The following is a 15135-nucleotide window of genomic DNA, read 5'->3' as shown; positions in this document are numbered from 1 at the left end:
TAAAAAAATCCCCTCCAGATAAAACAGTATTGAGTCCATCATATCAGATGGACTCTTTTTTTACTGTCTACCTATAGGGGATAATACCAAATTCGCTCTTTTTTCTGTATTTAAACTTATTTCACTATATTGGATCTCCCACTATCTAATACTCTATTTGCTGGTACACTGGATATTTCAACCACTGTATTCATACTCTTATCAGTCAGTTCAATGAGTTCGTTTTCATGTTTTATTTTATTTATGGCATTTATCCAAGCTTGTCCGGTGCTCGGTTTTTTCGCTACTAATTTCAGTCCAGTTTCCATTCCTACAACTTTAATATTTTCGAAGTTAACAAACGAAATTTCATTTTCTTTTCCAGCAGAGTATAAAGAAATTCCGGTACCTTTATTCGTTTCCGTCCAATTGATAATATTTATATCTTTTATTTGTGTTTTGTTCCAAGTGTTATAATATTTATTTTTACCGTCTAAATAAATAACTTCAGAGTTAAATTTAGGATCGTCAATAGTTATATACGCTCCTTCAATGGATGCGTTTTTCTCTAGTTCTAAAACTCTAAAGTTTCCCTCAACTACAAATTGGGATCCGTAACCAAATAATAATTTCACACCTTTTTTAACAATGATTGGTGACGTGATTTTATACTTTTTATCATCAAGCAATACAGTTTTAATTTTACTAGACTCTGCTTTATTAATAGCAGATTGTATTTTTATTGAATCATTTTCCCCTTTAAAGTTTTCTACATACAAGTTAGTACTTTTAGCTGCATAGTCTTTTTTGTTGTATTGATAAAAAGCAAAAATAATTAAAACTATACCCATGAGTAAAACAATTATTTTCTTCATCGTACTCACCCCATATCGATTAATCTATGGCTTTTATATTCAGGTTATTATTATTTTGCTTTGTATTTCAGATTACCATTGCTGCTTTGTCTATTAATCCCTTCCTCTATCCTTAATAAGCTCTTACTGGCGATATAAGATGTACTGCTGCAGATTGCTCTCCTGCTTCAATCAATATCGGTCTCATAGAACCGCCAAAGCTTAAAGTAATCGTTTCTTCTTTTATTGCTCTTAAAGCATCAACCATAAAACGCCCATCGAAAGATATATTTAATTGTTTTTCACCTTGAATTGCATCTATTTGTTGCGTTTCGGATATTTGCCCAATTTGAGAAGCGTTTGAAGAAATTTTAATTGTGGATTCGTTTATGATTTCTAAGTTAACATTGTTATTGGCCCATTCACTTGCTAATAAACTTGATCGGTCTACACCTTGTAATATCTTTTTTCTATCTACGTTAATAATCGTTTTAAAATCATTTGGAATAAGGTTAGAAATATTAGGATATTTCCCTTCAATTAGTCTTGAATATAATGTAGTTGTTCCGAGCGTAAATATAATATGACTCTCTGAAAGGTAGATATATACGAATTCCGAATTGCTGTTCATTAATTTTAGAAGTTCACTAATGGTTGCGCTTGGTACAATACAATTTGCTTTTACATCTGAGGAAAGTAATGTTTCGCGTATCGCTAGTCTATGTGAGTCAGTTGCAGCACAAATTAACTTATTATTAGATAACTCTATATGCACCCCAGTAAGAACAGGTCTAGATTCATTTTTTGCTACCGCAAAGACTGTTTGTTTAAATACTTCAATCAATTGCTCTGTCTCTACTTTGATTTCTGCATGATTGTCTATAAGCGGTACATTCGGAAACTCATCTGCAGGAAATCCATTTAAACTTAATGTGATTTCTTCTGATTGTATCTTAATAATTTGCTCATTCTTACTTTTTATTGCTATATCACTTGGCATTTTCTTTATTATTTCAATGAAATACTTTGCAGGTACAACAATAGTTCCTGCCTTTAAAATAGTTGCAATCTTTTCGTCTTCAATTAAAACAGGAATGAATTTTTCAATAAAAATATTCGAGTTACTTGCAATTAAAGTAATTCCAGATTGATCTGCAGTTATTTTTATACCAGATAATATAGGGATTAAAGATTTTGTTGATATTGCTTTGTTGACTTCTGAAAGTGCTTGAGTGAATTGTTTGTGATTAACGATAAACTCCATGTTTTCCCCGCCTTACATGAGATAATATTTTTATGAAGATTGATGAACGATTGTTCCATTAAAAAATAAGGTACTGTTTCTTTCTTTTGTAATAAATATAGTAAATGTTCTGGTATGCGTAAATACGGTGCTGCTTTATGTAATTCCATCCAAGTAATCTCTTCGATTTCTTTTGGCCTTGATATATATGTCTCCCCGCCGATTATTTCGCCTAGAAAATTAAAGAAAATGGCATGATGATCTCTTTCCTCGAAAAAGGCTTCGCTGATAGAAAAAATCCCGTTTACGTTTATATGTAACCCTGTTTCTTCTTTTACTTCTCGAATTACTGCTTCTTCTAATGTTTCTCCTAGTTTAACTGCGCCACCTGGTAATGTATAATAAGAACCATTTTCCCCTTTGTTTTTTACCATTAAGATCTTTTCATTAGTTTTATCGTACAAAATCGCGTATGTAACATTAACTTTTTTCATATGTACCTCCTCTATTTTAAATAAAAGGAATTTTCTGTCTTCTATTCATTCTACCATTAACTCCTTTTAATATATATAAGTTAGTTAAGTCTTGCCTTTACCGCTATTGGTAGAGTTAATAAGAATAGGCTACTGATATAAAAAAGAACGTACCTTAGGCAGATTATCCAAAGTACGTTCTTGCAGTTTTAGTATAAAAATTGATTCAATTAATACTGAAATTAATAATAACCTCGCCCTTATTGCATTTGTATTCCAAATACTAATGTTAACAAATTCTATATACTTTTTAACCGTTTTTCTAAATAATAATGAAATAGTCCAATTGTATCACTGCGAAAAAGAATGAACATTCCTAAACCAATTAGAACAATTGGAACAATAATATGACAATTGTTCTCAAGTGCTTTAGCTAGAATAGGAGCTCTTATCAATTTGTAGCTAATAAAACACCATATCGCTATCATGGAAAAAAAGATAACTAATGTAACGATATTTGCTTCAAGAGTTTGACTAGCAAACATTGGTATATAAATTGAGATATTGTCAGCTCCATTGGCTAATGTAATCGCAGCTACTTTAAATAATGAATCGGAAGTGTTATCAATAACTTCATTACTTTTGTTAGAACGAAGCGAGAATAGTCCTTTAACCCCCATATAAATTGGCACGAATCCTAATAACCCAATCCACGAAACAGGAATGAAAAAAGAGCTTAAAGACCCAACGATACTTAGAAAAATTATCATACTAAACCCTACATATTGTCCAATAACAATATAAAGCTTTTTTCTCATAGCCTTTTCGCGGACAGCTCTTCCTTCTTTCCTAATTACTTCTGTTCTTACTTGTGAAAATAAAACAAGCAGTATAAAAATGTCGTCAATATTTGTTGTAGCGAATGCCACAACAGAAGAAATTATGGTTGTAATCAATATAAGCCAACTACTTTCATTGTAAACTTATAAGAAAATAATGATCTATGAATGAAGTGAACGTTCCATCACAAAGTTGGTTAACTGTAATTTTCTAAATGTTTTTTAACAACATGTTAGTTCCTTTATAAAACAATATGAATATTCTACGTATCTGCTACTTAGTTCATCAAGAAATAAACAACTTTATTGCTTCTCAAATCATTTCATTTTAAATTAAATAACTCTATTCTCTCTACATAAAAAAGAGCCCTATATTAGGACTCTTTTTAGTATCAAGCTACTTTCCGATGTAAATGTTTTAGTTCCTTTTTCTTCTCTGCATTTGGTGGGCGGATTAATATTGAAATAATGAAGGAAATAACACTTAAAACACCGATTATAATGAAAGTTGGTTGAAATCCTCCGAGTATCGCTCCAATAAATGATCCTGCAAGCGCACCAAATCCGAAACCTTGGTAGACAATCCCATAATTTGTACTATGGTTTTTTAATCCAAAGAAATCTCCGACAATAGCTGGGAATATAGTTATATTACCGCCGAAGCAAAAGGCGACACTTGCTACACAAGCAAAATAGATTCCGTAATTTAGCGGAATAAAACTTAAAGTAAAGACTGACAAACCTATAATAATAAACGTTGCAGAGACAATTTTCATTCGCCCGATTTTATCTGATAACGTCCCAAGAATGATTCTACCTACTGTATTAAAGATTGCAATCATAGCAACAGCGTTTGCAGCGGTTGCTGCGCTAAGTCCAACAAGTTGTACGCCGATATCTTTTACCATACTGATTAAATACAAACCACCCATACACGAGGTGAATAACATAAAAAATAGCAGATATACTTGTTTCGTTCGCATCATTTCACGCGGAGTATAGTCATTGTGTAATGTTTCAGTTACAGCATTACTTACAATTGCCTCACGTAAGAAGCACGATCCGATTAACACTAAAAGTAACACGATAATACCCCAATATAAGAATGCTTGTGATACACCAAGGTTATCGATAAGATTTCCGTTTATATATCTAAAGATTAAGCTGCCCATTCCATACGCTGATACAGATATACCTGAAATAAGCCCTTTCCGATTTGGAAACCATTTAATTAAATTAGATAGTGATGTAATATAAGCTGTTCCATCCGCATAACCAACAACAACACCAGCTAATAAATATAAGAGTGGTAAGGAAGAAACTTGTGAACTAAGTATTAAGCCGAGTCCTAAAACAATTCCTGCAGTAGCAATAAGTTTCCGAAGTCCTAATTTTTTCTGCAATTTTGCTGCAAATAAAGTTGAGAATGATAAAGAAAAACTTGTTATAGAGAAAGTTATCGCTACTGAATTAAGATTCCATCCAAACTTACTTACAAGGGGTTGATTAAATAAACTCCATGTATAAATTGTTCCAAGGCCAATTTGAACAATGATTGTACCTAGAACAATTAGTAACGGATTTATAGAAGTTTGTTTCATACTAACTGTCTCCTTCTTTTATCTTGACATGAATTTTCACAGTTAGTATATCCATCGTAAATTGCAAGATACTGTACGGAAAATGGTAATTAAGTTCATATACACAAAAAGACACTTCATAAAGAAGTGTCTTTTGCAGGTTATATCAGATGTTTCTAAAGAAAGCTTTGTTAAGATAAGCCCTTTTCAAATGCTTATGTATATATGTTATCAAATAATTTCTTATATGTGATGAGACTTAAGACGTATTTTTTATTCATCATATAGTCGGATGAAAAATTAATATTCGATTTCATCAAAATCCTTCGGCTGCGGTACAGTTTGCATATTAGCTGCATCTTTAGGATCGCTATAAATTGCATTTTGCTCTGTATTTACATCTTTTATATTTTGTTTTTTATTTTTGTTCACTTTATCTTTCACTTACAATCACTCCTTTTTGTTATAGGAGTAATTATGCCCTATTACCGTTACTAAATGTATCAGCGACTAAATTACTAAATTCACGTAAATAATATAAGTAATTATCACCGCCGTAGTTATATCTTTTGTTATACATTTTTGCAACAACTACATTATATTCAGGTATTACTAAAATAGTCGGTCCAGTAATCCCTAATATTTGATATGACCCTTTTGGAACACGTTCACCAAGTTCGCTTAATTGTGCAGATTCATTTTGAACGAACCAAAACAAGCCATTTTGTGGTAGCTCTTTATTTACATATGTTGGACTCTGCAAACTCGTAGCGATTTTTATAACTTCTTTTGGAACAATTTGCTTACCGTTTATCACACCTTGATTTAAATGAAGGTTGCCCCAATAAGCAAATTCTCTAGCTGAGACAAACAGATTTTTTTCAGTACCGTCATCTACCGTACCAATTTCACTAATTGCGTCTTCATTTGGATTATTAACAACGCCAACTAAATTTTCATCTCGCTGAACTCTCCAACCTGTTTCTTGAAAATTAGCAGGCTTAAAAACACGCTCCTTTAACAATTCAGGAAAACTTTTGTTATATAGCTGATAAATAAGACGTGTCATCATTCTTACATTAATATCTCTATATGCCCATGCTTGTCCCGGTTCAAATTCACGAAAAATTGTCCCGTCATTCATTTCTTCTAATCCGTGCGAATGTGTTACTAAATGTCTTATCGTTGTTTTACCAAGCAATGCAGGATCAAAGTCTTTAAAATATTTTATCGCTTCATCATCAATAGAGTTTATTTTCCCCTCGTAAAGCGCATACGCTATCATTAATCCTAAATAACTTTTTCTAGCAGAAGCAACGTTGAATTGCGAAGATGCAGTTACTTTTTTATTAGTCGCTGTATTTGAGTGATAACCGCTATAATGCTCTAATACGACTTTATTATTTTTTATAATACAAAGTGCTGTAGCAGAACTATGATTTTTTTCTTTTATATTCTCTACCCAAGAAGTCAACTTTTCGTATGTATACAAATAAATCCTCCTTAATCCTAATACAAAATTACAGCATGAAAGAAAAGTATAAACAGTATTTACACCTTTCTTTCATGTAAAATAGTTTTGATCTTCTATACTTAAATGATCCACCAGTTCCAGCAATTAAAGCAACCAAAACATCCGGCACAACCTACGCAACCACCACATCTGCCGCCGCCACAACCGCCACAGCGTCCACCACAACCTCCGCATCCGCCACAACGACGTGCATCGCCTTGGATGTAATAATATGGATATTGACTTTGTTGTTGATCCCAATACACAACATTACCAGTTTGATAATCATTAAGGTTTAATGTTTGTAATTCATGTTGAAACTGATTCATTACGAACCCCTCCATTTATAAATATAAATTTCGCCCAAACGTTAAAGTTTATATATTTTTGTAAACAAAATAGAAACAAGACTATAGACTAAATGCGTACATCAACAAAATATGAACTTACACTAGGTGATGTACCTTGTTTTTTAGCCTATTTTCTTTATATCCTTGCGATGGACCTATTTACTATAAATAGAGTGATTTAAAAATTACTTATCCAACAATTTAGTAGTTCATCACTTAACTTTCTTTCTAGTAATTCCTTCACTAATGGCATTGGCATGATTTCATAATGATTTAAGGCTTCTTTATTATAATCTATCCAGTGAAATGCTAAATGAGACTCGCTAGATTTCGGTGTTAAGTCCGTATGTAAATCTTGTGACTCTACTTCAAAAATGTGGTTAATTTCATGATGAAGCACTTCTTTATCTTGCCATTGATTTTCTATGACTCCTAAAAATTGTTGTATACTACAGTTTACTCCAAGTTCTTCCCTTAGCTCTCTTATTAATGCATTCTCCAATTTCAATATGGCCACCAGGTAAAAAATAATGATGGCCAATATATTCAGCAACTAATATTTTTTCATTTTTTATCATGACTGCTCGTACAATATGATGGAATTTACTTTTCAATTGATATCCCTCCTAGTTATTCAATGTATAGTTGCTCAAAATAGTCATTTAGTATTGGTATAATATAAATCATAGGTGTTTCATACGGATGAATATCATTAATAACTTCAAGAGCATCTTTTACAATTTCTCGTTTACACTTTATTTCAACTTTACATTCTTGCCCTTCGCATATTCGCCCAATTTCTCCATTAAAAGGAGATGCCTCGTCTAAAGGTCTCCAATATCCTTTCACTGAACTATAGGGAAGGCAATGGTCATATTCGCCCGTTTTACATGCTCCAATTTTATTTAATTCATCCCTTAATGTTTCAATATATTCTTCAGGAATGAACACTTCAATTTTCACTTCAGTAAATTGCATATTTCATTTCACACCTTTACTTCCTAATAGTTAAACAAATAAACGATATACTTGCTCACCATCATACTCTTGTCCTAATGATATGAAACCATATCGTTCATATAATTTCTTTGCAGAGAGATTATCTTTATGTACTGTTAATCTTATTTCTTTACACGATTTAAAAGTATTTTTTATTATATTAATACTTTCTCGTAATGCTGCTTTTCCATAACCATTACCTTGCTGCGATTGATCAATAATAAATCCGTTAATCCAATACATATCCGATGTCTCTCTTACAACAGCATGCATAACAAAACCAACCATAAGGTCACCATGGTATATAGCGAATGGTATGTACTCTACATTGTCACCATCTGGTTTTATATATACTTTAGCAAGCGAAACTGCTACGGGTGGAACAAATTTCAACTGATTTTCTTTAACTTGTAGTTTTAATGCTTCTTCCCAATTTTCTCTCGTAACAACCTTTAACTGGATATTCAATATTGTAAGCTCCCTTATATAGAGGATGTATGTTTATATTCAACGCATTGAAATAATTCCCTTTTTCGACAACAACTTATAACATAATTTTTATAAAATCTTGAATGAATTTTTGTTCATCTATTTCTAATGCTATATGGGCTCCTTCAGATATAGAGCTAAGGCGAAAATCAGCAAATGTTTGTCCTTTCGTATCTCCGTATGTATCAACATTCACTGTACGATGTACAAATTCAAAAAAGTTTGGATTTACTAATCCACTTATAGCAACCACATCATGAAGCAATGGCCCTTCGATAGATGGATTAAGTTTTTGGTATGCAGAAAAATAGTAATCATACATTGGTTTCATTATCGTATGGAATGGATTCTTTGAATTAGCTTGAATATAGTCAAACACATTTGGTGTTAACACAGCTTTGTTTGTTACATTTAAAGGGAATATTAATAAATTCTTTGCTTGATGGAAAACAATTTTACTTGCTATAGGATCTCCATACACATTTGCCTCTGCTAACGGCGTAACGTTTCCTACTTCTAAAAAAACAACACCCATGAAATAGATTCCTTTTACAGTTAGCATTAAATCATTCCACAAATTAAAAGCAATTGCTAACGAGGTAGATCTTCCTACATCAACAATCGTTAAATCTTTTCCGTAATTTATAAGAATCGCAGCAATACTGCCAAAATTGTATATTGGAATAGATAATACGCTTTCTGGAACATGGATGGTACCTAATCCTTCTGCTCCGTGAATTTCAGGGTAGTACGTAGTAATTTCTTCTGTAAGTGGTTTTGTTGCACCACTAATGACAGGAATGTCTTGTCTATTTGCTAACTGTAAAATATACGCTGCATTATGTGCAGCATGTATATGCTCAACATTTCCGTATCCAGTTACAATACCGACAATTTCAATTTCGGGATGCAGTAAGCCAAGTTTTATCACCTGTAAATTCATAAAATGCTCTAAGGTGTGACATCATCCAATCAGATGGTCTCGTATCAAGTGAACTTTTAGAATCCCAATCTCCTAAATTTAGTCGGTTATTATTTGTAACATTACTAGCTTTAATACCTTTTGTAATCATGTCTTGTGCTTCTTTCAAATAATTAACTGTTCCATTAGATCCCCACTGCTTATGAGCAAGAAGAAGAGAATACGCAATATCTAAATCTCCATCAGTAGCAGAATCAAAATGACCTTGTGCTTTTTTACTATCTGCGACAACCCATCCCATTAAATTAGGATTTTGAGAACTTTTAAAAGTTCTTGCTGTTTTAAATAAACCGTCATAGATTTTTTGAGCATTCGAATCATAACCAGCCATTAATACTGTAATTATCATCCCATACCCTTGACCTTCTGAAGTTCCAAGTGGCTTAAACCCATCTGCATCACCTGTAATCTCTCCTTTTACATAATAACCACCAGGTAAAGAAGATAAATCATTTTTCAAATATTTCTTTTTCCAATTATCGTAGTAACTTCTTACAGAAGCATTTAAACTTTCCTGTGTAACATGATTCGGTTTTATAACACCTGCATAATTAATTTGCTGCGGAAATGGTTTCATTTCCTTTGCAGCAGCTACTTGTTGATTAACTACGGGAATAGAATTTTGTACTGAATTGTCCGTTACACTTGCTGCGAAACTAGAATTAGAAAAACTAGCTAGTCCGATTCCTACAATAGAAATACATGTGAAAATTTTTCTTTTTCCATTCATTATGTTGTCAGCTCCTTTTAAAATGCTTACTACATAAAATGTAACATACAATATTTAACTGAAATACAAAATATTATATTTATCAACATAAGAAAGAAACTATATAAAAAAGTATCTTAAAGTCATTATTGAATTACATTATACGGATTGATTATTTGCTAAATTCCCATGTTTTTCTTTTCTTAATACTGGTATATGAGCAATCACAATTCCAAGTATAGTAATCACTCCGCCAATTATCGAAACTAAAGTTGGCACTTCTCCTAACCATATCCAAGCAATGAAACACGCAGTTATTGGCGTTAAATATAGAGAACTTGTTGCTTCAGAAGCACCAGCACGAGATATAATATAGGCCAATGCAATATACGGGAGTACTGTTGGAAAGACACCTAAATATATAACGCTCAAGTTAACTTCAAGAGGAGCTGCTAGTATTTCTTGATAAACTCCGGGTAAGAAAATAAGCATACATATAGTACTAGACAAAATTGTATATATGGTAAATGGTAAGAAGCCGTATTTTTTTAAGTAAGATGTTTGGAAAACGAAAAATAGACTTTCTGAAATCGCCGCTAATAATATAAATAACCCCCCGCTATTTAATTGAATAGCGTCGCCTTGGCTAAATGAAATTAAGGCAATTCCTGCAAAACTCATTACACCACCGATCCAGCCATTTAATTTCATTTTTTCATTCAAAAAAACAGAAGCAAGAATTGCCGTCACTATTGGAGTGACTGAAATTATTAAACTTGCAGATCCAGCATTTACTGTTTTTTCGCCGTAGTTTAATGCGATGTGATAAATAGTAAACCCTAAAGCACCAAATATAAAAAATGCTGGGATATCCTTTAAATCCGGTAGTCGTAGTTTGTATATAAATGAAAATAACAAAAGTATAAATGAAGCGATTAATAAGCGTAGTAAAGTAAGGTGTTCCGGCGTATAAGATTCAAGCCCCATACGAATTGCTGGAAAAGCAGTTCCCCATATAAGAATTGTAAAAGCGTGAGCACATATAATGCGTAAATCCCATTTTTTATTATGCATGTTTTCTCCCCCTCCCTAATAAACCAACCATTTTTAAATTACCAATTATTTCTTTTCATCATATTTAATAGTTGATACAATGTCTTCAACCAGTTATTTATCGGAAAAACCAACCACTTTGAATCTTTTAAATAAACGAGGGAGTTTTTTATATGACAAACGATAAAAAAGTGCCCAAATATCGGCAGATAATAGACTATATGAAAGAAAAAATTGAAAACGGAGAATGGCCAATTGGAAGTAAAATCCCTAGTCAGCGGCAGTTAGCAAAATTATTTCATGTAAATCGAAGTACTGTAATAACTGCGCTAGATGAACTTATGGCAGATGGTTTAATTCAAGGACAAATCGGAGCAGGAACAATTGTAACAAATAATACATGGTCATTATTAGCAACTAATCCCCCGCCTGATTGGAGTGAATATGTAAAGGCAGGTATTCATAAACCAAGTAAGTTAATGGTGCGAGAAATAAATGAAGCAGAAGCAAATAAAACGCTTATCCATCTTAGTAAAGGTGAACTTGCACCTCATCTTTTCCCGCTCGAAACTATGCAATCTATAATAAAAAACGTCAGTGAGGAATTAGATTATTTCGGATACGAAGAACAAAAAGGTTTTTATCCGTTACGTGAAGCAATAAGCAAATATGTAAGACCATTTGGAATACATGCATCACCGGGTTCTATATTAATAGTGTCTGGTGCACTCCAAGCATTACATTTAATATCAATTGGTCTTTTACATAGAAAATCAACTGTTTTACTTGAACAACCTTCTTACTTATATTCACTTCATGTTTTTCAATCAGCAAATATAAATTTATCCGGTATATCAATGGATCATCACGGTATTTTACCTAACGACTTATTAAAACGAATTAAATATAGTCAAAAGAATAATATTTTATACTCAATCCCTTGTTTTCAAAATCCAACGGGGATATTGATGTCCAAAGAGCGAAGAAAAGAAATATTAAAAATATGTGAAAAAGAGCAGTTGCCTATCATCGAGGATGATATTTACCGGGAGTTATGGATTGATGAATCACCTCCAGCTCCTTTAAAGTCGATGGATAAACATGGACATGTATTATATATTGGTAGCCTCTCTAAAACACTTAGCCCTGGACTTAGAATTGGATGGATAATTGGACCAGAGCCTGTTATTGATAGATTGTCAGATATAAAAATGCAAACAGACTATGGATCGAGTTCTTTATCTCAAAGAGTAGCTGCTGAATGGATAAATGAAGGTTTTTATGAAGAACATGTAGCAAACGTAAGAATGCACCTGAAAGAACGAAGACAAATAATGATACGAGTTTTAAATAAATATTGTGCAGATATTGCATCGTGGGATATTCCTAGTGGTGGAGTTTTTATATGGCTAAAGGTTGTACATAACATTCCGATGAAAAAACTATTTTCAGAGGCACTATCAAAAGGAATTCTTTTAAACCCGGGACGTATTTATGAAGAAGAATCAGATCAGTACATTCGTTTATCATATGGATATGCTTCTCCAGAACAAATGACTTACGGGGTTAAATTGCTCAGTGAATTAATTCGGAAGTTAACAGCATAAAAAAATCCTCTTTTGTTTTTCGAGGATTTTTTTACGTATCTTATTTACCACAATTTCATTTCCTGCCCTAATAAAATAAGTTCTTCATAAGGATCTCCGTCAATATTTAATACTTGAGCAAAAGCAGGTTCTGTTTTTAAACCTTGTTCCTTTAAGTGAATAACTTCTTCCCTTATATGGGGATGCTGCATTAATAACATGTGCTCCACTATCATATGTCTATATGCATTTTGATTACGCACTGGCTTAGGTTGAGCAAATAATTCAAATTCAAAACCTTCGAATTCAAAATTCACCTTTATCGATTCAGTACCTTTCATTTTTTTCTTTTTTATATTGAACCCTCTATAAGAACCATATAAAGATCTCATTTCCTGCTCAAAAACATCAAAGTTATATACTTCCATTACAATATCTAAGTCAGATTGAGGAGTATCAATTCTTATAGGGATTGTCCCGCAAAGAACGGGATTATATAAAGCTAAATCCTCCATAATATTTAGTTTGTTCAAAACATCATATACTTTTTGTTGCTTGTCATTCCCTGATTGTAAATATGTAATAGATGTAAACATGGAAGTCTCTCCTTCATTTCACGTAATACGTGTCTCACTAAACTCAAGAAAAATTTGTCCGTTTAAACTTGTTCTTGAAGTACCTTTACTTCAATATATTAAAGTGAATAAACAATATGTTTCAACTTTTCTCCTATGCTGCAATACTATAAAAATAAAAAGGGAGGAATTATGATGAGCATTTTCAACATTCTTTTAACCATCCACATATTATTTGGAATGATATGTTTAATAACTGGGATAATAGCGATGGTTGCTCAAAAGAAGAAAGGTAAACATACGGAATGGGGTGAAATATATCACGCATCCTATGTCGTTATCACCGTTACTGCCATTATATTATCCATTATAAACTGGGATAAAATCGCATATTTATTTTATGTAGCAATCTTCTCTTATTCATTTGCGATTTATGGATACCTTGCACGAAAAAAACGTTGGAAAAATTGGCTCCATCACCACATTAGAGGTATGTTAGGTTCTTATATAGGTGCAGTCACCGCACTTTTAGTAAATGTCGGCATCCATATTCCCATTATAAATTTACTTCCGCCAATATGGTTTTGGTTTTTACCCACCTTAATTGGTATCCCCCTCGTAGCCAGTGTATCAAAAAAATATAAAAAGCGTAGTTGAAATTAATTACATTTTGATTACTTTCTGATTATTAGAATGAAAAATTATAATCTATGTATCACGAATGATATCATGAGTGCTCGCCCTATGAATATTTAAAATAAAATGCCGCCCAACAGGACGGCTCTTATTTTTACTTTACAAACGTAACATATTCACCAGAAACCCATTGATTTCCACCAACATTATACCAACCATCTTTATATCCAAATGATTGATATTTTTCACCTTGATACACGTTTTTCACAATGCCGTAATTTGTTCCTGGGCCGGTACGAACACGTAATACATCAGCGATTATAGTAACTACACCTATACCCTCATTTGATGATTGTGAAGGTGTTGGCACATTTCCTCCCGTATAACGAATATATGATGGATCGTTAAAAATCCACTGATCGCCACCGAGATTTAACCAGCCATTTGATTGCCCAAATACTTTGTAGGACTCTCCTTTCCCTAATTGACGAATAACGCCATATCCAGTACCAGGTCCTTTTCGTAAATTTACATTACTACCGTTAATATAAGCAATCCCTACACTATCATTCGACGTGGGAGGAGCCACTACGTTTTGAGCACCTTTTCCAAAAGTATCCGTTCCATATCCTTTGTAGTTATATTGCAAATGCGGGCTATCTACAAATCCTTTCCAGTCACCGCCCCATTCAAAACCAATTTGTTTAGCATAACGAATTGCTGATGCCCACAGTTCTTTATTATAGCCATTCCAATCTTCTGTACCATTCGACTGAATTGGAACAAAATCTAATGCCTGTCCTACTAAGTGATATGAGCGCATCGTTTGTGATGCTCCTTTACGAACATATTCACGTTGTTGCTCGACCGTTCGGATTGTTTCATAAATTAATACTTCAATTCCATTGTCGATACAGTACTGATACCACTTAAAAGCTGCAGCTTTCGTATTATCCGCTAATTTATTCAGATTACTTACATTTCTATTGTGGTATTTCAATATGTAACATCTCCTTTTCTATTATCCTATGCAAAACTCGTCTCACGGGTTGTACATATACCTACAACGATACGAAGTACAAATACATAGGAAGCCAATTCAGCTAAAAAGGTTTTCACTTCTAGCTTCAAACTTTGTAAGTTGAAATCGAAGCAATAAAAAAACCACAACTTAAGTCTTCCAGTTGGTATTATCCCCTATAGGTAGACAGTAAAAAAAGAGTCCATCTGATATGATGGACTCAATACTGTTTTATCTGGAGGGGATTTTTTTAT

15 protein-coding genes and 3 pseudogenes are annotated in these 15135 nt (G+C 32.9%); 2 read left to right on the top strand and 16 right to left on the bottom strand.

Going from position 1 to position 15135, the window contains the following annotated elements:
* Positions 1-116: 116 nt before the first annotated feature.
* The 14 genes and pseudogenes from MR169_RS26765 to MR169_RS26700 form a co-directional block, all read right to left on the bottom strand.
* On the bottom strand, positions 117-854 hold the full coding sequence (locus MR169_RS26765) for a hypothetical protein (protein ID WP_242320324.1): 738 nt from the start codon (positions 852-854) through the stop codon (positions 117-119).
* A gap of 112 nt (positions 855-966) precedes the next feature.
* On the bottom strand, positions 967-2097 hold the full coding sequence (gene dnaN / locus MR169_RS26760) for a DNA polymerase III subunit beta (protein WP_000394473.1): 1131 nt from the start codon (positions 2095-2097) through the stop codon (positions 967-969).
* A 30-nt stretch (positions 2098-2127) separates the two neighbouring features.
* Positions 2128-2570 (bottom strand): annotated as a pseudogene (locus MR169_RS26755) (NUDIX hydrolase).
* A gap of 278 nt (positions 2571-2848) precedes the next feature.
* Positions 2849-3505 carry a cadmium resistance transporter gene (locus MR169_RS26750; protein WP_016118021.1) on the bottom strand — a complete coding sequence of 219 codons (657 nt, stop codon included), beginning with the start codon at positions 3503-3505 and terminating at the stop codon, positions 2849-2851.
* A gap of 275 nt (positions 3506-3780) precedes the next feature.
* Positions 3781-4989: an L-lactate MFS transporter gene (locus MR169_RS26745; RefSeq protein ID WP_000815126.1), complete on the bottom strand. Its 1209-nt coding sequence runs from the start codon at positions 4987-4989 to the stop codon at positions 3781-3783.
* 279 nt (positions 4990-5268) lie between these two features.
* Positions 5269-5412: a hypothetical protein gene (locus MR169_RS26740; protein WP_000653680.1), complete on the bottom strand. Its 144-nt coding sequence runs from the start codon at positions 5410-5412 to the stop codon at positions 5269-5271.
* 31 nt (positions 5413-5443) lie between these two features.
* Entirely contained in the window at positions 5444-6460 is a 1017-nt protein-coding gene (locus tag MR169_RS26735) for a serine hydrolase domain-containing protein (RefSeq protein ID WP_044797673.1), read from the bottom strand.
* A gap of 101 nt (positions 6461-6561) precedes the next feature.
* Positions 6562-6810, bottom strand: coding sequence for a heterocycloanthracin/sonorensin family bacteriocin (locus MR169_RS26730; RefSeq protein ID WP_001071345.1), 249 nt, complete (start codon positions 6808-6810; stop codon positions 6562-6564).
* Positions 6811-7009: 199 nt separating this feature from the next.
* Positions 7010-7445: pseudogene (locus tag MR169_RS26725) on the bottom strand (NUDIX domain-containing protein).
* Between the two features lie 16 nt (positions 7446-7461).
* Positions 7462-7809 carry a divalent cation tolerance protein CutA gene (cutA, locus tag MR169_RS26720; protein ID WP_242320323.1) on the bottom strand — a complete coding sequence of 116 codons (348 nt, stop codon included), beginning with the start codon at positions 7807-7809 and terminating at the stop codon, positions 7462-7464.
* Positions 7810-7839: 30 nt separating this feature from the next.
* Complete coding sequence (locus tag MR169_RS26715; RefSeq protein ID WP_001025613.1) at positions 7840-8298, bottom strand: GNAT family N-acetyltransferase; 459 nt, start codon at positions 8296-8298, stop codon at positions 7840-7842.
* A gap of 76 nt (positions 8299-8374) precedes the next feature.
* Entirely contained in the window at positions 8375-9262 is an 888-nt protein-coding gene (locus MR169_RS26710) for a nucleoside hydrolase (RefSeq protein WP_242320322.1), read from the bottom strand.
* Positions 9219-10031, bottom strand: a pseudogene (locus MR169_RS26705) (glycosyl hydrolase family 8); the annotation flags it as partial. The pseudogene MR169_RS26705 and the gene MR169_RS26710, both read right to left, overlap by 44 nt.
* A 138-nt stretch (positions 10032-10169) precedes the next feature.
* Entirely contained in the window at positions 10170-11084 is a 915-nt protein-coding gene (locus MR169_RS26700; RefSeq protein WP_000551613.1) for a DMT family transporter, read from the bottom strand.
* Between the two features lie 152 nt (positions 11085-11236).
* Here MR169_RS26700 and norG point away from each other — a divergent pair, with 152 nt between their 5' ends.
* Positions 11237-12670: an efflux pump transcription regulator NorG gene (gene norG, locus MR169_RS26695; protein WP_242320321.1), complete on the top strand. Its 1434-nt coding sequence runs from the start codon at positions 11237-11239 to the stop codon at positions 12668-12670.
* A gap of 44 nt (positions 12671-12714) precedes the next feature.
* Here norG and MR169_RS26690 read toward each other — a convergent pair whose 3' ends face one another.
* Entirely contained in the window at positions 12715-13245 is a 531-nt protein-coding gene (locus tag MR169_RS26690; protein WP_000495176.1) for a DUF4269 domain-containing protein, read from the bottom strand.
* A 174-nt stretch (positions 13246-13419) separates the two neighbouring features.
* On the opposite strand from MR169_RS26690, the gene MR169_RS26685 reads away from it, so the two are divergent.
* Positions 13420-13881: a hypothetical protein gene (locus MR169_RS26685; protein ID WP_000021726.1), complete on the top strand. Its 462-nt coding sequence runs from the start codon at positions 13420-13422 to the stop codon at positions 13879-13881.
* A gap of 133 nt (positions 13882-14014) precedes the next feature.
* Here the strand turns inward: MR169_RS26685 and MR169_RS26680 are convergent, their stop codons facing one another.
* On the bottom strand, positions 14015-14860 hold the full coding sequence (locus MR169_RS26680) for an SH3 domain-containing protein (protein ID WP_000873732.1): 846 nt from the start codon (positions 14858-14860) through the stop codon (positions 14015-14017).
* Between the last annotated feature and the right edge of the window lie 275 nt (positions 14861-15135).

The sequence above is a fragment of the Bacillus cereus group sp. BfR-BA-01349 genome (assembly GCF_022663795.1).
In the GTDB taxonomy this organism is placed as follows: domain Bacteria; phylum Bacillota; class Bacilli; order Bacillales; family Bacillaceae_G; genus Bacillus_A; species Bacillus_A cereus.
The sequence above is the reverse complement of the archived record's forward strand: the minus strand, read 5'-3'. Positions and strand labels throughout refer to the sequence as shown.

What these genes read in the sequence shown, in the direction of transcription:
- norG (WP_242320321.1), top strand. Translation starts at nt 11,237, where the DNA reads ATGACAAACGATAAAAAAGTGCCCAAATATCGGCAGATAATAGACTAT.
- dnaN (WP_000394473.1), bottom strand. Translation starts at nt 2,097, where the DNA reads ATGGAGTTTATCGTTAATCACAAACAATTCACTCAAGCACTTTCAGAA.
- MR169_RS26690 (WP_000495176.1), bottom strand. Translation starts at nt 13,245, where the DNA reads ATGTTTACATCTATTACATATTTACAATCAGGGAATGACAAGCAACAA.
- MR169_RS26710 (WP_242320322.1), bottom strand. Translation starts at nt 9,262, where the DNA reads ATGAATTTACAGGTGATAAAACTTGGCTTACTGCATCCCGAAATTGAA.
- MR169_RS26685 (WP_000021726.1), top strand. Translation starts at nt 13,420, where the DNA reads ATGAGCATTTTCAACATTCTTTTAACCATCCACATATTATTTGGAATG.
- MR169_RS26730 (WP_001071345.1), bottom strand. Translation starts at nt 6,810, where the DNA reads ATGAATCAGTTTCAACATGAATTACAAACATTAAACCTTAATGATTAT.
- MR169_RS26765 (WP_242320324.1), bottom strand. Translation starts at nt 854, where the DNA reads ATGAAGAAAATAATTGTTTTACTCATGGGTATAGTTTTAATTATTTTT.
- MR169_RS26700 (WP_000551613.1), bottom strand. Translation starts at nt 11,084, where the DNA reads ATGCATAATAAAAAATGGGATTTACGCATTATATGTGCTCACGCTTTT.
- MR169_RS26745 (WP_000815126.1), bottom strand. Translation starts at nt 4,989, where the DNA reads ATGAAACAAACTTCTATAAATCCGTTACTAATTGTTCTAGGTACAATC.
- cutA (WP_242320323.1), bottom strand. Translation starts at nt 7,809, where the DNA reads ATGCAATTTACTGAAGTGAAAATTGAAGTGTTCATTCCTGAAGAATAT.